Raw genomic sequence first — 21195 nt, forward strand, 5'->3', positions numbered from 1 at the left:
GGAGTACCTGATGGGCCGCGTCACGCAGCGCCGCAAGGTGCACAAATATGTCCTGGACGGATCGCCCCAGGCCCTCGAATTCCCGGTCCGGCACCGGGAGGACGTACTCGCCGTCGAGGAGCCGCTGGAGATCCGGATCGGCAGCCTGTCCTTCTCCGTCACCATGCGGACGCCGGGGAACGACTTTGACCTCGTGGCGGGGTTCCTCGTCTCTGAATGCGTCATCTGGAGTCCCGAGCAGCTCGTCTCACTGCGGTTCTGCGCCGGGGAAGACGAGGACGGCGTCCAGACGTTCAACGTCGTCGAAGCCCAGCTGAGGCCCGACGTCGTCCGCCCGGACACCGGGCGGAACGTGTATACCTCCAGCTCCTGCGGGATCTGCGGCACGGATTCCATTGAGGCCGTGCACAAGTCCTCGCATTTCAGTCCCGCCGACGACCCGCTGACGGTGCCCGTGGCCACACTCGCGTCCCTTCCGGACCAGTTGCGGGAAGCCCAAGCCGTCTTCGACGTCACCGGTGGCGTGCACGCCGCCGGCCTGTTCCGGATCGCCGCCGACGGCTCCGCGGAGCTGCTGTGCCTGCGCGAGGACGTGGGGCGCCACAATGCCGTGGACAAGGTGGTTGGCTGGGCCCTCCGCGAGGGCATGCTCCCACTGAGCGGAACCGTACTCCAGGTCTCCGGCCGCGCGTCGTTCGAACTGGTGCAGAAGGCCTCCCTGGCCGGTATCCCCGTCCTCGCCGCGGTCAGCGCGCCGTCGAGCCTGGCGGTCGAGCTGGCCGAGGCCAGCGGCATGACGCTGGCCGGCTTCAGCCGCGGCACGTCGCTGAACGTGTACGCCGGAGCCGGCCGGGTGGGTGTGCACGTACCCTCGGGCGGTTAGCCTCCGCTGGCTGCCACTTGGCGGGGGGCCGGTGGCGAAGTAAGTTTTATCCATCGATTGGATGCATTTCAGCGTCATCCACGCAGCGCTAAGAGGATCACATTGCACGACGACCGCCGTCTCACGGAAGTCCGGCTGGACCGCTTTGTTCGCGAACGCATCGTCCCCGCGGTCTATCCGCGCAGCGTGCCGCTGACCCTGAGCAGCTGGGATGTCCCGGACGAGCCGGTCCCGGCCATGGAGGCCCTCCGGCAGGAGTTCGGGCCGCAGGAGCACGGCGCGGCCTGGGGGCGGCCGTGGAGCACCAAGTGGCTGCGGCTGCAGGGGCAGGTCCCGGACGGCTGGGGCACGGCGGGGGACACCTCGGTGGAAGTCATTGTGGACCTGGGCTTCAGCAGCGACCTTCCCGGTTTTCAGTGCGAAGGAATCGCCTGGCGGCCGGACGGGACCATCGTCAAGGCCATCTCCCCGCGGAACCAGTACATTCCGCTGAAGCTCCTGGGCAGCGGGATGGCCGTCGACTTCTACGTTGAGGCGGCCGCCAATCCCGATCTGTCACAGGGGTGGACCTTCGCGGCCACGCCCTATGGCGACAAAGCGACCTCGGGCAACGAGCCGAAATACCGGCTCGGCCGGATCGTCATCGCCGAACTCAACCAGACGGTCTGGGAGCTGCAGCAGGACATCTGGACCCTCAACGGCCTGATGCACGAACTGCCGATGGAGCTGCCCCGCCGCCACGAAATCCTGCGCGCGCTGGAACGGATGCTGGACAGGATGGATCCCGATGACGTACCGGGTTCGGCAGCGGCGGGGCGCGAGGCCCTGGCCGGGGTCCTGGCCCGGCCGGCGTACGCCTCCGCCCACCACCTGCTCGCCACCGGACACGCGCACATCGACTCCGCCTGGCTCTGGCCCGTCCGCGAAACCATCCGCAAATGCGCCCGCACCTTCTCCAACGTCGTGGCCCTGATGGACGAGGATCCCGGCTTCGTGTTTTCCTGCTCCTCAGCCCAGCAGCTCGCCTGGACCAGGGAACTCTATCCGGAGCTGTTCGGGCGGATCAAGGAAAAGGTCAAGACCGGCCAGTTCGTTCCCGTGGGCGGCATGTGGGTCGAATCGGACACCAACATGCCCGGCGGCGAGGCCATGGCCCGCCAGTTCCTGGAGGGAAAGAGTTTTTTCCTGGCCGAGTTCGGTGTGGAATGCGAGGAAGCATGGCTACCGGATACCTTCGGCTATTCCGCGGCCATGCCACAGATCGTCAAGGCCGCCGGCAGCAAGTGGTTCCTGACCCAGAAGATCTCCTGGAACCAGGTCAACCGGATGCCGCATCACTCCTTCAATTGGGAGGGGATCGACGGCACCCGGCTTTTCACGCATTTCCCGCCGGTGGATAGCTACAGCTCGGAACTCAGCGGCCGGGAACTGGCCCACGCCGAGCGGAATTACCGGGACCACGGCCGGGGCACCGTCTCGCTGGTCCCTTTCGGCTACGGCGACGGCGGTGGCGGCCCCACCCGCGAGATGCTGGCGGCGGCGCGCCGCACCGCGGACCTTGAGGGATCGCCGAAAGTGGAAGTCGGCTCAGCCCCCAGTTTCTTCGCCCGGGCCCAGGCCGAGTACGAGGCACTCCCGGTCTGGGTCGGTGAGATGTACCTCGAACTGCACCGCGGCACGTACACGAGCCAGGCCAAGACCAAACTGGGCAACCGGCGCAGCGAACACCTGCTCCGCGAAGCCGAGCTCTGGTGCGCCACGGCCGCCGTGCGCGCCGGACACGGTTACCCCGCGGCCGAGCTCAAGCGGCTCTGGCGGTTGGTGCTGCTGCAGCAGTTCCATGACATCCTCCCGGGCAGCTCCATCGCCTGGGTGCACCAGGACGCCGAGCGCAACTACGCCGCCGTCGGACGGCAGCTTGAAGCGATCATCGCCGACGCTGCCCGCGCGGCGCTGGGCGCCGGGGACACTGAGTTCCTGCTCAATGCCGCTCCGCACCGGCGCCATGGCGTACCCGCTCTGGCCGCAGCCGAGCCGATCCCCGCCGGGCAGCCAGTGCTGGCTACCGAAGCCGGCGGCGGCTATATCCTGGACAACGGGATCATCCGCGCCGTCATCAACGCCGACGGCCTGCTGGAATCCCTGACCGACTACGCGAGCGGACGCGACGCAATCGCCCCCGGGCAGTTCGGTAACCTGCTCGAGCTGCACCGGGACACCCCCAACGAATGGGACGCCTGGGACATCGACGCCTTTTACCGCCGCAACGTCGTCCGCCTGACCGGCGCGCTCTCCCTGACGCTGGAATCCCGTGCCAGGGAGGCCGTCGTCGTGGTGGTGCGGCTGGCAGGGTCCTCGGCGGTGACCCAGCGCATATCGCTGGAGGCGGGTGCCGGTTCCCTGGCGATTTCGACGGCGGTTGACTGGCAGGAAAGCGAAAAGCTGCTCAAGCTCGGCTTCGCGCTCGACGTCCGGGCGGACCGGTCCGCGTCGGAGACCCAGTTCGGGCATGTGTTCCGCCCGACCCATCTCAACACCTCGTGGGAGACCGCGAAGTTCGAGATCTGCGCCCACCGGTGGATCCATGTTGCCGAGCCCGGCTACGGGGTGGCGGTTTCCAACTCGTCCACGTACGGCCATGATGTCACCCGGAGTATCCGACAGGACGACGGCGGAACGACCACCACCGTGCGGCTCTCGCTGCTGCGCGCGCCCAAGTTCCCGGACCCCGCGGCGGACCGCGGCCGGCACGAATTGAACGTCACCATCCGGCCCGGCGCCAGCATCGCCGACGCCGTCGAAGAGGGGTACCGCACGAACCTGGCGGCGCGAATCGTCAAGGGCGCCCACGGCGTGGAGCCGCTCATTACCGTGTCCAACCCGGCCCTGGTCGTTGAAGCCGTGAAACTCGCCGAAGACGGCTCCGGCGACGTGATCGTCCGGGTCTACGAATCGCTGGGGGAGCGGTCCGCGGGGACCGTGACGGCCGGCTTCGCCGTCAGCGGCGTCCAGACGGTGGACCTGCTGGAACGGCCCGCGGCTGCGCCGGGCGTGACACCGGCGGGGGACTCGGCGGAACTGGCGCTCCGGCCCTTCCAGCTGGTGACCCTGCGGTTCGTGCGCTGATGCCAGGCTCCCGGCCGGGAAAAACCGCCGAAGCGATTTGCCGCAGATTCGCAGGGCGGGCCCAAAAAGGCCGTTAAACAGGCTGAGTGGGAGCGGTCCAACTGGACCGCTACCACTCATCCCCCCAATGGCGCTTGGGCGGCTGCCTCGGCTCCGCACGGATTGTCCCCGTTCACGAAGCGACTGCCGCTTTCACACATTCATGATTCTCTCACGGTCTAATGATTTTGTGAATGCTTAGTCGCGGTTCTGGCGTAATGTTGCCTTAGCGTTACCTGAGGGGTGAGCGATCAGCCCGGAAAACCAGAACACGGCGAGCCCCACGACATAGCCCAGGACCGCTGCGTAGTTGACCAAATGCTGCACGACAGCCCAGCTGGGCGGGGCCAGGGCGGCCGGAAGGCTCGTGGCCGCGAAGACTGCGCCGAGCAGGACCAGCAGGGCACCTGCCCGGACCAGGCGCGGTAGCTGGCTCCTGACGGCTGCCAGCAGCGGAGGCACCAGGACGAGCGAGACGAAGGCGGGATACGTGCGCCCGGCAGCCGTGAAATAGGGCGCCAGGCCAGCGTCCCCTCCGTTGCCCGGCACCGGGGCGGACAGCCCGGCCGGTTGCCCGGAGCCGGCCATGAGGAAGAACGCCGCCGTCACGGCCAGGCAGCCAAGCCCCAACGCCCAACGACCGATTCCTCCGGAAATGAGCTGGTGGGCCCTGGCTGCGGCGAGACCCCTTGTGACGCGGAGGCCGACCAGCAGGACTACCGCGAAGACGAGACAGCGCAGGATCAGACTCGTCAGATCCCATCCGCCCAGGGCGCCGTCAATCGCTTCGTAGAGATCGGCGACGGCGAGCACACTACACAAGGTGGCCAGCAAGAGGATTCCGAAGACGGTCCGATTCCGGCCACGCACAGCGTCCGGCACACGCAGCAGAAGCGCCGCGCAGCACGCCAGCAGTGTCGCCCATTCCAGCGTTGCCATTATCGGGTTCTCCAAGTCGCTCCGCGGCTCAGCTTACGGTAGCTATCTGGTGCCGTTACTTTGCATCTTCCGGGTCCTCTTGGCCAATTCCTTCGACACCCAGATCAAGGCAAGACCGACCAGCAAGCACAGAGCGGCGGTGTAGTTGAAGACAAAGCGCAGGTGGGCCAGTGACGCCGGAATCACCGGGGACGACAGGCTCAGTGTCATGGCCACGGAACCAGCGGCCAGCAAGGCAGCGCTGAGCCGCACTAGGGCCGGTAGGCTGCTGCGCACCGCCCTCACCATGGCCGGCAGGAGCGCCAGCGTGATGTACGCCGGATAGAGGCGTCCGGCGGCTCCGTAGTATTCGACGAGCGCCGCATTGCGTGCATCTTTGTCGTACACCGCCATCATTCCGGCGGACGATCCCGCGGTATCCATCATGAGGAAGACCACCACTACCGCCACCGATGCCGCGCCCGCGAACGCGATCCCGGGCGGACCGGTGATCAGCCGGAGGGCGTCGTCGGCGCCGAATCCACGCGCGATTCTGAGCCCCAGGGCGAAGATGGCGCCGAAGACGATGAAGCGCAGCAGCAGGTTGGCCAGGTTCATGCCGCCCAGGACCCGATCAACAGCCACATAGGGCGCATCGATGCTCAAGAGGAGACCCACCGTCAGGAACGCATAGATGAAGAAAAGCGACCTGTTCTCACCCCGGAGCGCGCTCGGGACGCGGAATGCGGCCAGGACTGCGCAGACCGCCAAAGTGGTCCACTGCAGGATCGCGATCATCTGAGGTTCATCCGTATCTTCTGTGTCATCCCGGGTCGTGCCCGGCGGCCCCCGGGCCCTGACTGGAAGGCCACGGCTGGAGGTCAAAGGTTGGTTAAGTGCGAAGCGCGCGCTTTGCCATCAGGCTGGAGATCCACACGAAGGCGAGACCCAGTGCAAGGCACAACACCGAAGTGTAGTTGATGACGGCTTCCACGTATCCAATTTCCGGCGGGATCAGGGGGAAAAAGGAGCCGACGACCATACCGGTGAAGGCGATGGTCAGCAACAGTGCTCCGATGCGGATTGTTCTGGGCAGTCGCTGAGTGATGGCCACGAGGGTGGCGGGAAGGATACAGGCGGCAACGTAGGAAGGGTACAGGCGCCCCGCGGCGGCGTACGACTCGATGAGCGCCGCATTCTGGGGGCTTCGGGCGGGCAGCGTTCTCAGCCCGGTGACGGTTCCCTCGGTGTCAGCCAACAGGAAGAGGATCACCGTGACGACGCCTAGGACGGCGAGAACCCCCCGGCCTAAGGGGCCGGCGATGAGGCGAATGCTCTTCTGGGCGGCGAAAGCCTTGGCAACCCGATACCCAGCCAGCAGTACTGTCCCGTAAACGACAAAGCGAAGGAGGAGATTCGCGTAATTCGCCGAACCGAGCCACGCATCGATGGACTGGTAGCTCACATCGATGCTGAGCAGAACGGCAAGGGTGGAAAGAACGAAAACGCCGAAAATGGACCGGTTCTCACCCCGGAGGGCGCTGGGAATCCGCGCGATCGCGACAAGAGCGCAGACCGCCAAAGTGGTCCACTGCAGGACGGCGATCATCCGAGGTTGTCCCAGATCTTTTTGGTTTGTTCGTGCTCGTGTTCCTGGCGGCGCAGGGTTTTGCCGAGGGCCTGCAACCGCTCCCCGGCCAGGGCCGCGAGTTCGCCATCGGACAGGGCATCCAGGGCAGCCTGCTTGGCCTCCGGCGGCCAGCCGGCCTCAGCCTCTGTTATCAAGCCCGTAGCGACGAGTCCGCCCGTGAATCCAACGCCAGCAGCGCGAGCGGTCGCGACCGCCAACTCGGGGGAGAGCCGGTTGGCGGTCAACTGGGCAGAATAGTTCTGCGGCGCGACGCCGGTGGCGTTCGAAACCCGGTGCCGCAATTCGCCGTCGTCGATCGCGTCCACCCAGTTCCGGACCGAGGTGGCGTGCGGTGCGGGGCCAAGTGCCGGCGTCAGCGTACTGCCGTCGTCTCCGTAGCCGCCGTATGCCGGGGACGAGCGGGAAATGACAGCACGCAGCAAATCCATGGTGGCAATCTGGCTGACGAGTTCGGCGGGAGTGGGCTGCTGCGGCCGCCCGGCAAGTTCCGCATAGCTGTCAAACGCCCCGAGGTCTTCCAGGGGGCTGCGCTTGAGGGCCCGGCTGATGCTGACGAGCGTGTTTTCCGCGACCTTGCCGCGAACCAGCTGCTGGGCGAGCGTGGTGCGCTTGATCCCGGAGATCCTGCAGATGTCGGCTGTGCTCGCGCTGGGAGCAACGACATGGAGCCAGTGTTGAAACGCCTTGGCGGGTAAGGGCATTTACGGCTTCCTGCAGAGTCGAATGGAAGTGCGGCTTCTAAAGATCGGTGGAGCAGTGACTGTGGTGATTTTACGTGAGTTGCTGATTCAACTATGCTAAATGCTCGAACCCGCTGGTCCGTACACCCCCCAAGTCCGGACCAGCGGGTTCTTTTATGCCCGGGGGCTGGTGGCCACCTCGGCCGCCGTCGTGGCTGGCTGCCAGGGGCCGCGGTGAGAGAATGGACTAATGACTGCAACCCTTGTCGCCAAGGACCTCTCCGGTGGTCACGACCACCGCACACTCTTCTCCAATCTCTCCCTGACCGTCGCGCCGGGCGACGTCGTCGGCGTCGTCGGCGCCAATGGCGCGGGCAAATCCACCCTGCTCCGGCTGCTTGCCGGCGTCGACGAGCCGCAGGAAGGCACGGTCAGTCTTGCCCCGGCGGACGCGTTCGTGGGCTGGCTGCCCCAGGAACACGAACGGATCGCCGGTGAGTCGATCAGCGGCTACATCGCGCGGCGCACCGGCTGCGCCCAGGCCACCCTGGACATGGAAGCCGCCGCGGAGGCTCTCGGCGGCGGCGCCCCGGGCTCCGACGACGACTACTCGCTCGCGTTCGACCGCTGGATGGCCTCCGGCGCCGCGGACCTGGAAGACCGCATCCCGGCCGTCCTGGCGGACCTCGGCCTCGAGGTCGGCCAGGACGCCGAAATGACCGGGCTCTCCGGCGGCCAGGCTGCCCGCGTGGCCCTCGCAGCGCTGCTGCTCAGCCGCTTCGACATTGTGCTCCAGGACGAGCCCACGAACGATCTGGACCTCACCGGACTGGCCAAACTCGAGGCATTCGTGCAGGGACTCCGCGGTGGTGTTGTGCTGGTTTCACACGACCGCGAGTTCCTGGCCCGCTGCGTGACCACCATCGTGGAACTGGACCTCGCGCAAAACTCCGTGGCGGTCTACGACGGCGGCTACGAGGCCTACCTCGAGGAACGGGCCGTGGCGCGCCGGCATGCCCGGGAACGGTACGAGGAGTTCGCCAACACCAAGGCCGATCTGGTCTCCCGTGCCCGCACCCAGCGCGAGTGGAGCTCCCAGGGTGTCCGCAACGCCATGAAGAAGAACCCGGACAACGACAAAATCCGGCGCGCGGCCAGCACCGAGTCCTCCGAGAAGCAGGGCCAGAAGGTCCGCCAGATGGAATCCCGCATCGCCCGGCTGGTCGAGGTCGAGGAACCCCGCAAGGAATGGCAGCTGCAGTTCAGCATCGGCCAGGCACCGCGTTCGAGCGCCGTTGTGGCGACGCTCCGCGACGCCGTCGTCCGCCAGGGGGACTTCACCCTGGGCCCGGTGAACCTGCAGCTCAACGCCGGGGAGCGGATCGGCATCACGGGCCCCAACGGCGCCGGTAAGTCCACCCTGCTCCGCCTGCTGCTAGGCCTTCAGCGTCCCGATTCCGGCGACGCCTCCATGGGTGCCTCCGTGGCCGTCGGCGAGATCGACCAGGCCCGCGGGCTGCTGGCCGGTCCGCTGAAACTGGCTGACGCCGTCGAGGCCGTACTGGCGGAGCAGAGCCCGGCGGAAGTCCGGACCCTGCTGGCCAAATTCGGTCTCAAGGCAGATCACACCTCCCGCCCGGTGGATTCCCTGTCGCCGGGGGAGCGGACCCGGGCCGCGCTGGCCCTGCTGCAGGCCCGCGGCGTGAACCTGCTGGTGCTCGACGAGCCCACCAACCACCTGGATCTTCCGGCGATCGAACAGCTCGAGGAAGCGCTCGAGAGCTATGACGGCGCGCTGCTGCTGGTGACGCACGACCGCAGGCTGCTGGAAAACGTGCGCCTCGACGCGCGCTGGAACGTGGACGACGGCGTCGTCACCGAGCTGCTGGGCCACACCGCCCCGAAAGGCAACAACACATGAGCATGGACCGGGTCGCCTGGAGCTCCCTTTACAACATCACGCGCGCCTCGAGCGGCTCGAAACCGTTCTCCAAGGAGACGCTCAAGCGTGTGTTCAGCTTCGCCCGTCCGCATAAGGGCAAGCTGATCGCCTTCGTGCTGCTCTCGATCGTGATGGCCGTGCTGGCCGTCGCCACCCCGGTCCTCGCCGGCCAGGTGGTGGATGCGATCATTGCCGGCGCGGGCACCGACGTCGTGGTCTGGCTGGCCGTGCTGATCGCCATTGTGGCGGTCGCCGAAGCCGGGCTGGGGCTGGTCACCCGCTGGCTGTCCTCCACGATCGGCGAAGGCGTGATCGTGGACCTGCGCACCAAGGTCTTCGACCACGTGCAGAAGATGCCGATCGCCTTCTTCACCCGCACCCGCACCGGGGCGCTCGTGAGCCGGCTCAATAACGATGTGATCGGCGCCCAGTCGGCTTTCGCCGGGACCCTGTCCGGGGTCGTCAGCAACGTTGTGGCCCTCGCCCTGACCCTCGTGGTGATGCTGGGCAAGTCCTGGCTCATCACCGTGCTGGCCATGATCCTGCTGCCGATCTTCCTGATCCCGGCCCGCCGGATGGGCTCCAAGCTCGCTGACCTGCGCCGCGAAGCAGCGGAGCACAACGCGTCCATGGGCACCCAGATGACCGAGCGGTTCTCCGCCCCCGGCGCCACCCTGGTGAAGCTCTTTGGCCGCCCCGACGAGGAATCCCGGGAATTCGCGGTCCGCGCCGGCCGCGTACGGGACATCGGCGTCCGCACTGCCATGCTGCAGTTCACCTTCGTGACCGCACTGACGCTGGTCTCGGCGCTGGCCCTGGCCCTGGTCTACGGCCTGGGCGGCTTCCTGGCGCTGCAGGGGCAACTGGCCGCGGGCGACGTCGTCGTGCTGGCCCTGCTGCTCACCCGCCTCTATGCACCGCTCACCGCGCTCTCCAACGCCCGCGTCGAGATCATGAGCGCGCTGGTCAGTTTCGAGCGGGTCTTCGAGATCCTGGACCTCAAGCCGCTGATCCAGCAGAAGCCCGACGCGGTGTCCTCCCCGGCCGGGCCGCTGTCCGTGGAGTTCGACGACGTCCGCTTCTCCTACCCCTCGGCGGACAAGGTTTCGCTCGCCTCGCTGGAGGACGTCTCCACACTCGACACCCGCGGCGGCGAAGAGGTGCTGCACGGCATCAGCTTCCGGGTCGAGCCGGGACAGACCGTCGCCCTCGTGGGCTCCTCGGGCGCCGGCAAGTCCACCATCGCGCAGCTGCTCTCGCGCCTGTACGACGTCGATTCCGGCGCGGTGCGCTTCGGCGGAGCCGTGCCCGGGACCGGGGTGGACGTCCGTGACCTCACGTTCGATTCCATGCGGCACACCCTCGGCATGGTGACGCAGGACGGGCACCTGTTCCACGAGAGCATCGCCTCCAACCTTCGCCTGGCCCGTCCGGATGCCAGCGACGAGCTCATGTGGGACGTGTTGCGACAGGCCCGCCTGGAGGACATGATCCGGTCGCTCCCGGACGGCCTGAACACGGTGGTGGGGGAGCGCGGCTACCGCCTCTCGGGCGGCGAACGCCAGCGCCTCACCATCGCCCGCCTGCTCATTGCCCAGCCGCGCGTCGTGATCCTGGACGAGGCCACCGCGGCCCTGGACTCCACCAACGAAGCCGCCGTGCAGGAGGCCCTCGGCGCCGCGCTCGAGGGGCGCACCGCCGTCGTGATTGCCCACCGGCTCTCGACGATCCGGGCCGCCGACGCGATCCTGGTGGTGGAGGGCGGCCGGATCGTGGAGCGCGGCACGCACACCGAGCTGCTGGCCGCCGGGGGCCGCTATGCGGAGCTGTACCGGACCCAGTTCGCCGAGGCCAGCGCCGTGGCCGAAGAGGCCGTGCCCGGGGCCTAGCCCGGCTGGCCCCACAGGGCGGGCAGGACGTGGTCGGTGAGCAGCGGGGCGAGGTCGCCGGGCAGCTCCGCGGCCAGGTCCAGCCAGCGGATTTCGGCGATCTCCGCGGACGGATGGGCATTCCAGACCCCGGGGGCCGTGAACACCGTGGCCTGGATCTGCGTCGCGGCCTCATTGGCGGCGTCCGCGAACCAGATGCCCAGGAGCACCAGCTCGTCGGCCGGGAGCACGATCCCGACTTCCTCTGCCAGCTCCCGCGCAGCCGTCTGCGCGGCCGTCTCGCCCGCCTCGGGCTTGCCGCCGGGGTGCATGAACTTATCCGTGCCCCGTTTGCGCACGGTCAGGAGGCGTCCCGCCTCGTCGAAGACACAGACCGCGGAGACAACAATGAGCGCGTTCATGCTGCGGCGTCCGCGCTACGGCGCAGGACCGAGGTGAGCAGCTGGTCCTTGGCCGGGCCGGTCACATCCCATTGGTAACGGAATTCGTCCGGGCCCGTTCTGGTGTAGCTCACGCGGTAGCTGTCCGGGTCGCACCAGTGCTGGTCCTGGCTGCTCCGGGGGCCGAAGCCCATGCGGTGGAATGGCCGGCCGTCGGGGAAGAACATGTCCATCGTGTCCGGTGCGCCCGTGGGCCGGAGCAGGTACTCCCGGCTGGCCGGCCCGGTGAACGGTGTGCCGGCCGGTCCGCCAGGGACGGATGCCCAGGAAACGGTGCCCTCTTCGCGGAAGCGGAGTCCGCCGTCGTCGTCCAGTGCGGTAAAGCGGACGACGCCGGTGAAGTTCCCTTGGGTGCCGGTGGACCTGTCCAGTAGGGTTCGCTCCACGGCCCAGTTGCCCAGCAGGTAGGCACGGAGATCGAAGTCCGGAGCGGCGTCCGGGGACTGGGCGTTCAAGTGCCCTCGATTGGAATCGAACCAACGACACCGGCTTTAGGAGAGCCGTGCTCTATCCACTGAGCTACGAGGGCGGGCGTCCGTGCTGGTCGGCCGTGGGCCGGCCCGTTCGGACACGGATACAAGCATACAAGGTGAGGGGCCGTACTACGCTCTTGGCATGACCGCCGCAGCCGACTCGCCGTCCAAAGGCATCATCTACATCCCCGCCCTGCCGTCCACCCGGTTCTACGCCGGCGCGCTGGCACTGCTCAGCGTGCTGCAGTATTTCGTTGCGGAGGCGGCCGTGATTGGTGCGTGGGCGGGGCAGCAGCCGTACAGCCGCCGCACCGGTTACATCAGCGATCTTGGCGCCGTGGGTTGCGGGGTTTTCGACGGACGGGACGTCTGCTCTCCAGCGCACGTGCTGATGAACGCCTCGTTTGTGGTCCAGGGGATCGGCATGATGGTCGGCGCGTTGCTGCTCAGTTCAGCGTTGCTCTGCACGGCGGCGCGGCCAGGCGCGCGGTTCGCGCTGGCACCGGCCAGCCGGGTTACGTGGGCGGCGGCCATGGCCGCGCGCGCCCTCACCGCCCTCGCCGGCGCGGGGACCGTCCTGGTGGGGCTGGTCCCCGAGGACGCAGGCTCCGTGTGGCACGTGGTGGGGGCCATCCTGTACTTCGCCGCCGGCGGCCTGGCCCTGGTGCTGCTGGGCTGGCTCTGGCTCCGGCAGACACCGCTGAGCTGGCTCATCGTGGCCTGCGGCCTGGTGTCCCTCGGGGCCCTTATCGCCGGCGGCGTGACCGGGATGGACGTGCCGGAGCCCGGCACCCTGGAGCGGGTGATGGGATACCCCATCACGATCGGCACGGCAGCCGTCGGGCTGGTGGTTGCCCAGCGGGTGGGGAGGGAGCGTGCGGTCCTGAGGGCTGCGCACGCGGGCGGGGCCGCTCTCCGACTGCCGCAGGGATCGTGATCTGGAGGGCACCGCTGTCCCGGGGGGTGTCTTATGTCTCACTGGAGTCACACATTCGATTATCATGAGGGCATTCACCGGAACATTCCGGTGCAGCGTGCGCGTCGGGACTCCAGCGCATCGCGAATGGCCGATTTGGGGGTCCGACGGGGGACGAATGTCTGATCAGCGAGTCTTGCCGCGTTTTGATGCAACGACAGCCCGCACCGGCCTCGATGTCCACGACGACGGCGTTGGCCTGGCCGGCGGACTGGCCGTGCCGGCCGGCCGCTGGGCGGAGTTCCGATGACGATCGAGGCCACGGCCGGACCCGGCGAACTCATCTCAGCAGAGCCTGCCGCCGCCCAGGACATCGGGTTGACTCCCCTCGCGCGTGTCCCCATCGGTGTCCGAATGCGTGAGGGGGGCATCATCGAAGTCGTGCTTCCCGCCAACGAGGAAATCGAGGGTCCCGAGGCGCGCGTGGCAGGAACCGCGGTCCGCGCCCTGGCCCACGGCCGGCGCATGCCCGTGCTGCTGGTCATCACGGGTGTGGTGGGCGTCAGCGTCGAGGCGCGGCACGTCTACAGCACTTCGATCGCGGCGTCCGCCTTTGCCCTCGTGGGCGAGAGTCCCGTCGACCGCGTGATCGCGCACTACCTGTTGCGGTCGAAGACCGAGACCATCCCGGCGCAGTTCTTTCTGTCCGAGGCTGAAGCTATCGACTGGTTAAGGCACTACACGAGTGAACACTGATCCGCCGGACCCCAGGCTGCACGCCCTCGTCGAAGGCATCGTCCGAATCGCAGGCGGTGACCTGACGACCCGAATCCCGCACTCCGGTGCCAGGGACGACGTCGCCGCGGTCATTGCCGGGATCAACCTGATGGCCGACGACCTGCAAACCATCTACCAGGAGCTCGAGGAACGCGTCGAAAGCCGAACGGCGATGCTGCGCGAAGCCCAGGTCGAGCTCGAACGGATGGCGCTGACCGACCCGCTGACCCAGCTTGCCAACAGGACGGCGCTCAACTCGGTCCTGAGCCACGCCCTTGCCGAGACGAGCCGGGGCGAACTGCCGCCGGCACTGCTGGTCCTCGATCTCGATTCCTTCAAGGGCATCAACGACACCCTGGGCCACAGCGCCGGCGACGATGTCCTCCGGGTGATCTCGCGGCGGCTCCAGCAGGCCGTCCGCGACACGGACACTGTCGCCCGGCTCGGCGGCGACGAGTTTGCCGTGATGCTGCCGAAGTCCAACCTGGTGAGGGCCCGCCGGGTCGCCAACAGGATCCTCAAGGCCCTCGGCGAAGGCCTGGAAATCGGGGACCTGCGCATTACCTGCGGCACCAGCATCGGATTGCGGGTCGCGGAGCCAGGGCAGTCAGTCGACGATCTGGTCATGGAAGCGGATACAGCGATGTACGCCGCCAAGGCGCAACCGCACAGCAGCATCAAGGTGTTCGAACCCGCACTGCTCTATGCCCGCAGGCTCCAGAGCGTCTTGATCACCGAACTGCGTGAGGCGATCCGCCAGGACCAGCTCACCCTGCACTATCAGCCCGTAGTGGAACTGGCGACCGGAAGGATTGAAGGCGTTGAAGCGCTGGTGCGCTGGAACCACCCGGAGCGAGGGCTGCTGATGCCTGATTCCTTCATCCCGCTGGCCGAGGAGACAGGGATGATCGTGGACCTGGGCCACTGGGTCCTGCGGAACGCTGTGCGTCAACTGCGGCACTGGCAGCAGGAGCTGAACGTCGACGACAGCTTCAATGTCCGCGTCAACATCTCAACGACCGAGTTGCAGAACCTGGACCTGATCGACCACGTCCGCGACATCCTCCAGGAAACAGGGGTGGACGCGGCCAATCTCATCGTCGAGCTCACGGAGTCAATGGCCGTCAACGGCGGGGACGTGGACCAATACTCCCTGAACGGGCTGCGGCGTTTGGGTGTGCAGCTCGAAATCGACGACTTTGGCACCGGCTATTCATCCATCAGCTACCTGCGGAAACTGCCGGTCAACGTGGTCAAAATCGACAAGAGCCTGATCGCCGGGCTGGGCTCGGACGAGGAGCAGAGCAACTTCGTCGCGGCGGTGCTGCACCTCATCCATGCCTGCGGCCTCACGGCGATTGCCGAGGGCATCGAGACGGCGGAGCAGGCTGCCGAACTGGTTCGCTTGGGCTGCGGGAGCGGGCAGGGGTACTACTTCAGCCGGCCCGTGCCTGCGGCGCAGATCGAGGCGCTGATTAGCCCGGAGGCTATGGGCCCGGCGTAGGGCGTTCGGTTTTCGTTCAGGCCTGTTTGCGGGTGTTACGCAAAAACGGCGGGTACCGGAAGTCGCCTTCCAGTACCCGCCGTTTTTTTGGTGCCTTGATTAGAACTTCGGGGTGGAGTTCGGCCACCAGTTAACGGCCTGAACGGAACCCTGTCCGGCATTTTCGCCTGAAGCCGAGATTGCCGAAGTCGCGGAAAGACCTGCGACTGCCAGCGCACCGGCGACGAGGAGTGTTGCGAGGGATTTCTTCATAGAGGGCTCCTGATACGTAAGAGGCTGATGAGACTCATGTGATGCGAGTTCAGTATAGGGGCATAGGACATGCCGGGAAGGGAACAATCTGCGCAGCACGTACAAAATCATGTTATTGGCGCGATGTTGATCGATTCCTGCGTGAAAACTGCGCGGCTCCTGCATTTGTGGCATGTCCGGATATGCTTCCGCGGCAACGGATAATGGAGGCATGCCAATGCACTCCGTTTCGCCGTTATACGCCGCCGCTGAATTGCGCGCATACGAGCACCGGACCAACCATGCCTTCGTTCAAGCAGCCCGCAGCGCACACGAGGCGGCCGAAATTGCTCGTATTGAGGGCGATATGGATGCCTGGTGGAACATGACTTTTGTCCAAGCCGAGAATCTCCTGGACGCGGAAGAATTTGAAGCCTGCGCAGCGCTCGCCTCCGACTTGGTCGGCGGGCCGCAGTCCACGATGGAACCGCAGGCCAAGGCGCTCACTTACATTCTCGTGGCCAAGGCCAGACAGGGTGCTGGCTTGCTGGAAGAGGCGGCAGAAGCAGCCCGGGCAGCATCCCTCCTGGTGATGAACGACGACGATGTGGAGATCCACGTCAAGGCCCGCCAAGCCCTGATCGCGGCACTGGCAGACAGCGGAAGGCTGGATGAGGCGTGGGCTGAATGTCTTGGACTGGCGGAGGTGGTGTCCACCGAAGTCGACGACCAGTTGATCGGCAAGGTCTACTGGGTTATCGGGAACGTTGCATTCCTCTGCAACAAAGTGCAGGAGGGGCTCGAATATCACGAGCTCGCGGCGGCGACCTTTTCCCCGGCAAGGAACCTCGATGTCTGGGCGAAATTCAATAAGGCATCCGCCGCCATGCGGCTCGCAGCGGACGTCGCGGACGCCGACACTTTGCGCTGTATCGAACGGGCCGAGCTGGCCACGGACGTCATCGGTGGAAGCGCCAACGACTACCTGCTAATGAAGCTCAACCGCGCCCACTGGAACTTATTGGCCGGTGAAGCCCCCGCCGCCATCGAACTACTGGATCAGATTGGTGCGGACCCGGAGAAGCCATCCCCCCAAATCCTCGGCGAAGCCTGCCTTCTGCTGGGTCGGGCACATTCTGCGATTGGCAACCCCGACGCGGCCCGGGAAAACCTGCTTCGGGCAATAGACCATTTTGAGGCGTCGGGCGCCCAGCAGCGTGCGGATCAGGTCCGGGAGTACCTGACAGCCGGGGCATGAATCCGGCTGGGTAATTCTGCCCGCCTGTCTCCTGTGCCCTCGCGTTGAGCATGCCCTCCGGGTTCCGCGGCGAATGGACATGGTGGGACTATGCCCAGCGGCTGTGCCTAGGACTGGGCAGGTCCAGCGGGGGGAGCCGCGGCCGAGGCGCGCTTGCGGCCCAGGAACACTGCGGCGCCGCCAACCACCAGGCTCAGCACCAGCAGCACCCAGCCTGCGACGGTAAGGCCGGATGCCAGGGCAACCTGGCCGGCGTCGACGGTGTCTGCGGACATCATCGAGTCGATGGCGGCGTTGCCCCACAGACGGACGGCCGCGAACAGCAGCGGCACGGCCCATAGCGCCCAGCGCAGGCCCTTGCGTGCGACGTTCGTGCCGATGAGCAGCAGCCAGGTGAAGCCGAAGATCAGCGGGAAGAGGGTGCCGGCCGTTTTGTGAACGTAGTTGAGCTGACCGCGGGCAGCCTCGTCCATCGCGAGACGCAGTTGCTCCACATAGCCAAGGTCGAAGCCACCAACCAGGGAGTCCGGCATGGCCATGCCCCCGCTGAGCTGCGTCAGCTGGTTCAGGGTGAGCAGGTGGACGTACCAGAACAGGAACAGGCTCGCCACGACGCCGGCTATCAGGATCAGGTTGCTGTTGTTCTGCGCCTTCTGCGGGGTCCGGCTGGTGCTGGGGTTGATCACCGACGGCAGGTGGTGCTGGGGGACGACTGCGTTGGCGCCGTGCTTCTTCATTCGCTGTGCGGGTGTCTTGGCCATAGCTCCATTATCGCCCGTCCTGACCGGAGGCCGCCGCGGGCCGTGACGCGGCCGGACTACCGCCTGTTCACTGCCGGCCGGCGCCGATAGGCTGGAGCGCGTGACCGAACTAGGAAAGCACCGGCTTGGCCGGCACAGCACCGCTGAACTCAACCCCGCCCTGGACGATTACCAGCTCGCCGAGGCCCTCGTGCGCGAGGCCGGAACCCTGGCGCTGCTCATGCGGCAGGCCGGGCTGGAGGGCCGGCAAAAGACATCCGTCTCCGACGTCGTCACTGCCGCGGACCACGCCGCCGAGGCCTACGTGCTGGAACAGCTCCAGCGCTGCCGGCCCGACGACGGCATTCTCGGCGAAGAGGGCGCCTCCGTGGCGGGCACCAGCGGCAGGACCTGGGTGATCGACCCCGTTGACGGGACCTACAACTTCCTGCACGGCTCAACCTACTGGTGTTCCGCCATCGCCCTCAAGGACTCCTCCGATTTGCTGCTCGGCGGGATCTTCCAGCCGGAGGAGGACAAGCTCTGGCTCGGCGGAACAGACCGCCCCTCGACGCTCAACGGTGAACGGCTGACCACCTTCGGGCCGGACGGCCTACCGGGCGGAGGCCGTTCAAACGTCCCCCTCTCCGAACTTGGTGCCGCGACCTACATCCATCCCACCTGGCTTGCCGACCCGATGTGCGCCATGCCGTGGCACGCCGCCGCGACCTCCGCCGCCGCGCTGCGTATGTTCGGCTCCGGCTCCTGCGACCTCAGCCGGGTGGCCGATGGCGGACTGGGCTGCTGGTTCCAGCACAGCTGCCCGGAATGGGATTGGCTGCCGGGCAAGGCGATTGTCCTGGCCGCCGGCGGTGCCGCCGACGTCGTCCGGGTCAACGGACTCGATTGGTTCGTCGCCGGAGGTACGACGGCGGTCCGGCAACTCCGCGCCGCCCTGGAATCCGGCTCCGCAGGATAGATCAGGGCGCCTAACACCCCCGCACCGCGGGACATGTCCAGTCTTCGCCTGGCGCATCGTGGGGCATGTCCAGGGTTCACTTGGCGCGCCGTGGGGCATGTCCATTGTTGGCCGCGGGGAGTGGACATATGGGCATTATGTCCAGTGGCCGGGCGCGGGGGAGGGCATGTCCCGAGGGGCGGACGCCGGTGTCAGCGGCACCGCCTAGACTTGTTAACACCATGGATATGTTGTTTGACCCCTACGCCGACGGACCCTTCCAAGCTGCCTCGAAGACGGCGGCGAGCGCGAAAATGCCCGCGGGTACGGGCCTGGCGACCCTGCACTCCGCGGGAAGTTCCGGGCCCCACGGCGTCCACGGGGACAGCCCGGCAGGGGAGGGGGACCACCACCACCTACCGGGCGCGGCCGAGCTCCTCGAGGGACTGAACCCGCAGCAGGAAGAAGCCGTCAAGCACGCCGGCAGCGCCCTGCTGATCGTCGCCGGCGCCGGCTCGGGCAAGACCCGGGTGCTCAGCAACCGGATCGGCTACCTGATCGCCACACGGCGCGCCCACCACGGCGAGATTCTGGCCATCACCTTCACCAACAAGGCTGCCGCCGAAATGCGGGAGCGCGTCGAAGCCCTCGTTGGCCCCCGGGCCAAGACCATGTGGGTTTCCACCTTCCACTCCTCCTGCGTCCGGATCCTGCGCCGCGAGGCCAAGAACGTCGGCCTGAACTCCAACTTCTCCATCTACGACTCCGCTGACTCGCTGCGCCTCATCACGCTCGTGGCCAAAAACCTGGACCTCGATCCGAAGCGTTTCGCGCCCAAGGCGATCCAGCACAAGATATCGGCGCTCAAGAATGAACTGATCGACGCGGACAGCTACTCGTCCAGCGCCAACCACAACGACCCCTTCGAACAGGCCGTCGCCGAGGTGTTCAAGGGCTACACGCAGCGGCTGCGCCAGGCGAACGCCATGGACTTCGATGACCTGATCGCCGAGACGGTTTACATGTTCCGGGCCTTCCCTGCGCTCGCCGAGTCCTACCGTCGCCGCTTCCGGCATGTCCTCGTCGACGAATACCAGGACACCAACCACGCCCAGTACGCGCTCGTGCGCGAGATCGTCGGGGAAGGCCCCGGCGCGGCCGAACTGACCGTCGTCGGCGACTCGGACCAGTCCATCTACGCCTTCCGCGGCGCCGACATCCGCAACATCGTGGAATTCGAGAAGGACTATCCGGACGCCCGCACCATCAAGCTCGAGCAGAACTACCGCTCCACCCAGACCATCCTCAGCGCCGCCAACTCGGTTATCTCCCGCAACCCCAACCGGCCGGAGAAGCGGCTGTGGACCGCGGAAGGTGACGGCGAGAAGATCGTCGGCTATGTCGGCGAGAACGAGCACGATGAAGCCCAGTTCATCGCCAAGGAAATCGACCGCCTGCAGGACGAGGGCGATCTGCGCCCCGGCGACGTCGCGATCTTCTACCGCACCAACGCCCAGTCCCGCTCGATCGAGGATGTCCTGGTCCGAGTCGGACTCCCGTACAAGGTGGTCGGCGGCACCCGGTTCTACGAGCGCAAGGAAATCAAGGACGCGCTCGCCTACCTGCGGGTGCTGGTCAACCCGGACGACGACGTCAACCTGCGCCGCATCCTGAACGAGCCCAAACGCGGCATCGGCGACCGGGCCGAGGGTGCCGTGGCCTCCCTCGCGCAGCGCGACCGGATCTCGTTTATGGCAGCGGCCCGCCGCGCCGACGAGGCCCCCGGCATGGCCACCCGGTCTGTCAACGCGGTCCAGGGCTTCGTGAAACTCCTCGACGACCTCGCCGAGGTGGCCTCCGGCTCCGGCGCGGCCGCTGCCCTGGAAGCTGTCCTGGAACAGACTGGCTACCTGGCAACCCTTCGGTCCAGCAACGACCCGCAGGACGAGTCCCGGGTGGAGAACCTCGCCGAACTCGTCGCCGTCGTGCGTGAATACGAGCGCGACAACCCCGAGGGTTCGCTCGGCGCCTTCCTGGAAGGGGTCTCCCTCGTCGCCGACGCCGACCAGATCCCGGACGCCCCTGCGGGCAGCCCCGACCAGCTGGCCGCCGCCGTCGCCGAAGCCAAGCGGCTGGGCGTTGTCACCCTGATGACCCTGCACACCGCCAAGGGACTGGAGTTTCCGGTGGTGTTCCTGACCGGCATGGAGCACGGGCTGTTCCCGCACCAGCGCTCCGCCACCGACCCCAAGGAGCTGGCCGAGGAACGCCGGCTGGCGTACGTGGGCCTGACCCGGGCACGGAAACGCCTTTACCTGACCCGCTCCGAGGTGCGCAGCATGTGGGGCCAGAGCCAGTACAACCCCGCCAGCCAGTTCATCGAGGAAATCCCCGCCGAACTGGTGGAGTGGAAGCGCGAAGGCTCCACCCGCCAGGCCGGCGGCTGGGGCGGCGGCGCCTCCATCGGATCCAGCCGGTACGGCGGATCCTTCTGGGGGGCCGGCACAGCCCGGGGGGCCGAGGCCAGCCCGTCCGCTGGTTTCAACGCGGATGTCCCCGCCGCCATCGCCAAGAACCGCGTGCAGCCGCAGAAGGAAATCGTCGCCGTCAGCGTGGGAGACAAGGTCAACCACACGAGCTTCGGCAACGGCACCGTGCTGGCTGTCGAGGGCGCGGGGGACAAAACGGTCGCGAAGGTGAAGTTCAGCGTCGGTGAGAAGCGGCTCCTGCTCCGGTACGCCCCGCTGACCAAGATCGACGCCTAAGCTCA

Annotated in this window: 19 protein-coding genes and 1 tRNA gene; 11 read left to right on the forward strand and 9 right to left on the reverse strand. The window is 67.0% G+C overall.

What is annotated here, in order from left to right; all coding sequences use genetic code 11:
* The first annotated feature begins 10 nt into the window (after positions 1 to 10).
* Both fdhD and AC50YC_RS08595 read left to right on the forward strand, forming a co-directional pair.
* Positions 11 to 883 (forward strand): formate dehydrogenase accessory sulfurtransferase FdhD, encoded by an 873-nt coding sequence (fdhD, locus tag AC50YC_RS08590; RefSeq protein WP_494953117.1) that lies wholly within the window; start codon positions 11 to 13, stop codon positions 881 to 883.
* Positions 884 to 985: 102 nt separating this feature from the next.
* Positions 986 to 4009, forward strand: coding sequence for an alpha-mannosidase (locus AC50YC_RS08595; protein ID WP_494953118.1), 3024 nt, complete (start codon positions 986 to 988; stop codon positions 4007 to 4009).
* Between the two features lie 237 nt (positions 4010 to 4246).
* Here AC50YC_RS08595 and AC50YC_RS08600 read toward each other — a convergent pair whose 3' ends face one another.
* The 4 genes from AC50YC_RS08600 to AC50YC_RS08615 form a co-directional block, all read right to left on the reverse strand.
* Positions 4247 to 4987: a hypothetical protein gene (locus AC50YC_RS08600; RefSeq protein WP_494953119.1), complete on the reverse strand. Its 741-nt coding sequence runs from the start codon at positions 4985 to 4987 to the stop codon at positions 4247 to 4249.
* A gap of 42 nt (positions 4988 to 5029) precedes the next feature.
* Positions 5030 to 5764, reverse strand: a complete 735-nt coding sequence (locus AC50YC_RS08605) for a hypothetical protein (RefSeq protein WP_494953120.1) — start codon at positions 5762 to 5764, stop codon at positions 5030 to 5032.
* Between the two features lie 94 nt (positions 5765 to 5858).
* Entirely contained in the window at positions 5859 to 6575 is a 717-nt protein-coding gene (locus AC50YC_RS08610) for a hypothetical protein (protein WP_494953121.1), read from the reverse strand.
* Positions 6572 to 7318: a hypothetical protein gene (locus tag AC50YC_RS08615; RefSeq protein ID WP_494953122.1), complete on the reverse strand. Its 747-nt coding sequence runs from the start codon at positions 7316 to 7318 to the stop codon at positions 6572 to 6574. Before AC50YC_RS08615 ends, AC50YC_RS08610 begins: the two co-directional genes overlap by 4 nt.
* A gap of 229 nt (positions 7319 to 7547) precedes the next feature.
* On the opposite strand from AC50YC_RS08615, the gene AC50YC_RS08620 reads away from it, so the two are divergent.
* Together AC50YC_RS08620 and AC50YC_RS08625 are read left to right on the forward strand one after the other, a co-directional pair.
* Positions 7548 to 9218, forward strand: coding sequence for an ABC-F family ATP-binding cassette domain-containing protein (locus AC50YC_RS08620; RefSeq protein ID WP_494953123.1), 1671 nt, complete (start codon positions 7548 to 7550; stop codon positions 9216 to 9218).
* The gene (locus AC50YC_RS08625; protein ID WP_494953124.1) at positions 9215 to 11128 is read left to right on the forward strand and encodes an ABC transporter ATP-binding protein; all 1914 of its coding nucleotides are present in this window, start codon (positions 9215 to 9217) and stop codon (positions 11126 to 11128) included. The genes AC50YC_RS08620 and AC50YC_RS08625 overlap by 4 nt, the downstream gene beginning before the upstream one ends.
* Here the strand turns inward: AC50YC_RS08625 and AC50YC_RS08630 are convergent.
* The 3 genes from AC50YC_RS08630 to AC50YC_RS08640 form a co-directional block, all read right to left on the reverse strand.
* Positions 11125 to 11529, reverse strand: a complete 405-nt coding sequence (locus tag AC50YC_RS08630; protein ID WP_494953125.1) for an NUDIX hydrolase — start codon at positions 11527 to 11529, stop codon at positions 11125 to 11127. The two genes, AC50YC_RS08625 and AC50YC_RS08630, sit on opposite strands and share 4 nt — an antisense overlap.
* A complete protein-coding gene (locus tag AC50YC_RS08635) occupies positions 11526 to 12023 on the reverse strand; it encodes a DUF6314 family protein (RefSeq protein ID WP_494953126.1) in 498 nt (165 codons plus the stop codon). Before AC50YC_RS08635 ends, AC50YC_RS08630 begins: the two co-directional genes overlap by 4 nt.
* A gap of 1 nt (position 12024) precedes the next feature.
* Positions 12025 to 12097 (reverse strand) — tRNA-Arg (locus AC50YC_RS08640).
* An 86-nt stretch (positions 12098 to 12183) separates the two neighbouring features.
* On the opposite strand from AC50YC_RS08640, the gene AC50YC_RS08645 reads away from it, so the two are divergent.
* The 4 genes from AC50YC_RS08645 (at position 12184) to AC50YC_RS08660 (ending at position 15238) form a co-directional block, all read left to right on the forward strand.
* Positions 12184 to 12978 carry a DUF998 domain-containing protein gene (locus AC50YC_RS08645; RefSeq protein ID WP_494953127.1) on the forward strand — a complete coding sequence of 265 codons (795 nt, stop codon included), beginning with the start codon at positions 12184 to 12186 and terminating at the stop codon, positions 12976 to 12978.
* Positions 12979 to 13135: 157 nt separating this feature from the next.
* Complete coding sequence (locus AC50YC_RS08650) at positions 13136 to 13267, forward strand: hypothetical protein (protein WP_494953128.1); 132 nt, start codon at positions 13136 to 13138, stop codon at positions 13265 to 13267.
* Complete coding sequence (locus tag AC50YC_RS08655; protein ID WP_494953129.1) at positions 13264 to 13713, forward strand: DUF7793 family protein; 450 nt, start codon at positions 13264 to 13266, stop codon at positions 13711 to 13713. The genes AC50YC_RS08650 and AC50YC_RS08655 overlap by 4 nt, the downstream gene beginning before the upstream one ends.
* Complete coding sequence (locus AC50YC_RS08660) at positions 13703 to 15238, forward strand: putative bifunctional diguanylate cyclase/phosphodiesterase (RefSeq protein ID WP_494953130.1); 1536 nt, start codon at positions 13703 to 13705, stop codon at positions 15236 to 15238. Before AC50YC_RS08655 ends, AC50YC_RS08660 begins: the two co-directional genes overlap by 11 nt.
* Positions 15239 to 15337: 99 nt before the next feature.
* Here the strand turns inward: AC50YC_RS08660 and AC50YC_RS08665 are convergent, their stop codons facing one another.
* The gene (locus AC50YC_RS08665; protein ID WP_494953131.1) at positions 15338 to 15490 is read right to left on the reverse strand and encodes a hypothetical protein; all 153 of its coding nucleotides are present in this window, start codon (positions 15488 to 15490) and stop codon (positions 15338 to 15340) included.
* 211 nt (positions 15491 to 15701) lie between these two features.
* On the opposite strand from AC50YC_RS08665, the gene AC50YC_RS08670 reads away from it, so the two are divergent.
* The gene (locus AC50YC_RS08670) at positions 15702 to 16727 is read left to right on the forward strand and encodes a hypothetical protein (protein WP_494953132.1); all 1026 of its coding nucleotides are present in this window, start codon (positions 15702 to 15704) and stop codon (positions 16725 to 16727) included.
* Positions 16728 to 16834: 107 nt separating this feature from the next.
* Here the strand turns inward: AC50YC_RS08670 and AC50YC_RS08675 are convergent, their stop codons facing one another.
* Positions 16835 to 17488 carry a hypothetical protein gene (locus AC50YC_RS08675; RefSeq protein ID WP_494953133.1) on the reverse strand — a complete coding sequence of 218 codons (654 nt, stop codon included), beginning with the start codon at positions 17486 to 17488 and terminating at the stop codon, positions 16835 to 16837.
* Between the two features lie 100 nt (positions 17489 to 17588).
* Between AC50YC_RS08675 and AC50YC_RS08680 the strand changes: the two genes are divergently transcribed.
* A complete protein-coding gene (locus AC50YC_RS08680; protein ID WP_494953134.1) occupies positions 17589 to 18446 on the forward strand; it encodes an inositol monophosphatase family protein in 858 nt (285 codons plus the stop codon).
* 227 nt (positions 18447 to 18673) lie between these two features.
* Complete coding sequence (gene pcrA, locus AC50YC_RS08685; protein ID WP_494953326.1) at positions 18674 to 21190, forward strand: DNA helicase PcrA; 2517 nt, start codon at positions 18674 to 18676, stop codon at positions 21188 to 21190.
* The last annotated feature ends 5 nt before the right edge of the window (positions 21191 to 21195 follow it).

This window comes from Pseudarthrobacter sp. MDT1-56, assembly GCF_059383555.1.

What these genes read in the sequence shown, in the direction of transcription:
- AC50YC_RS08645 (WP_494953127.1), top strand. Translation starts at nt 12,184, where the DNA reads ATGACCGCCGCAGCCGACTCGCCGTCCAAAGGCATCATCTACATCCCC.
- AC50YC_RS08670 (WP_494953132.1), top strand. Translation starts at nt 15,702, where the DNA reads ATGCCAATGCACTCCGTTTCGCCGTTATACGCCGCCGCTGAATTGCGC.
- AC50YC_RS08655 (WP_494953129.1), top strand. Translation starts at nt 13,264, where the DNA reads ATGACGATCGAGGCCACGGCCGGACCCGGCGAACTCATCTCAGCAGAG.
- AC50YC_RS08605 (WP_494953120.1), bottom strand. Translation starts at nt 5,764, where the DNA reads ATGATCGCGATCCTGCAGTGGACCACTTTGGCGGTCTGCGCAGTCCTG.
- pcrA (WP_494953326.1), top strand. Translation starts at nt 18,674, where the DNA reads ATGTTGTTTGACCCCTACGCCGACGGACCCTTCCAAGCTGCCTCGAAG.
- fdhD (WP_494953117.1), top strand. Translation starts at nt 11, where the DNA reads ATGGGCCGCGTCACGCAGCGCCGCAAGGTGCACAAATATGTCCTGGAC.
- AC50YC_RS08620 (WP_494953123.1), top strand. Translation starts at nt 7,548, where the DNA reads ATGACTGCAACCCTTGTCGCCAAGGACCTCTCCGGTGGTCACGACCAC.
- AC50YC_RS08600 (WP_494953119.1), bottom strand. Translation starts at nt 4,987, where the DNA reads ATGGCAACGCTGGAATGGGCGACACTGCTGGCGTGCTGCGCGGCGCTT.
- AC50YC_RS08615 (WP_494953122.1), bottom strand. Translation starts at nt 7,318, where the DNA reads ATGCCCTTACCCGCCAAGGCGTTTCAACACTGGCTCCATGTCGTTGCT.
- AC50YC_RS08625 (WP_494953124.1), top strand. Translation starts at nt 9,215, where the DNA reads ATGAGCATGGACCGGGTCGCCTGGAGCTCCCTTTACAACATCACGCGC.
- AC50YC_RS08610 (WP_494953121.1), bottom strand. Translation starts at nt 6,575, where the DNA reads ATGATCGCCGTCCTGCAGTGGACCACTTTGGCGGTCTGCGCTCTTGTC.
- AC50YC_RS08675 (WP_494953133.1), bottom strand. Translation starts at nt 17,488, where the DNA reads ATGGCCAAGACACCCGCACAGCGAATGAAGAAGCACGGCGCCAACGCA.
- AC50YC_RS08630 (WP_494953125.1), bottom strand. Translation starts at nt 11,529, where the DNA reads ATGAACGCGCTCATTGTTGTCTCCGCGGTCTGTGTCTTCGACGAGGCG.
- AC50YC_RS08665 (WP_494953131.1), bottom strand. Translation starts at nt 15,490, where the DNA reads ATGAAGAAATCCCTCGCAACACTCCTCGTCGCCGGTGCGCTGGCAGTC.
- AC50YC_RS08650 (WP_494953128.1), top strand. Translation starts at nt 13,136, where the DNA reads ATGTCTGATCAGCGAGTCTTGCCGCGTTTTGATGCAACGACAGCCCGC.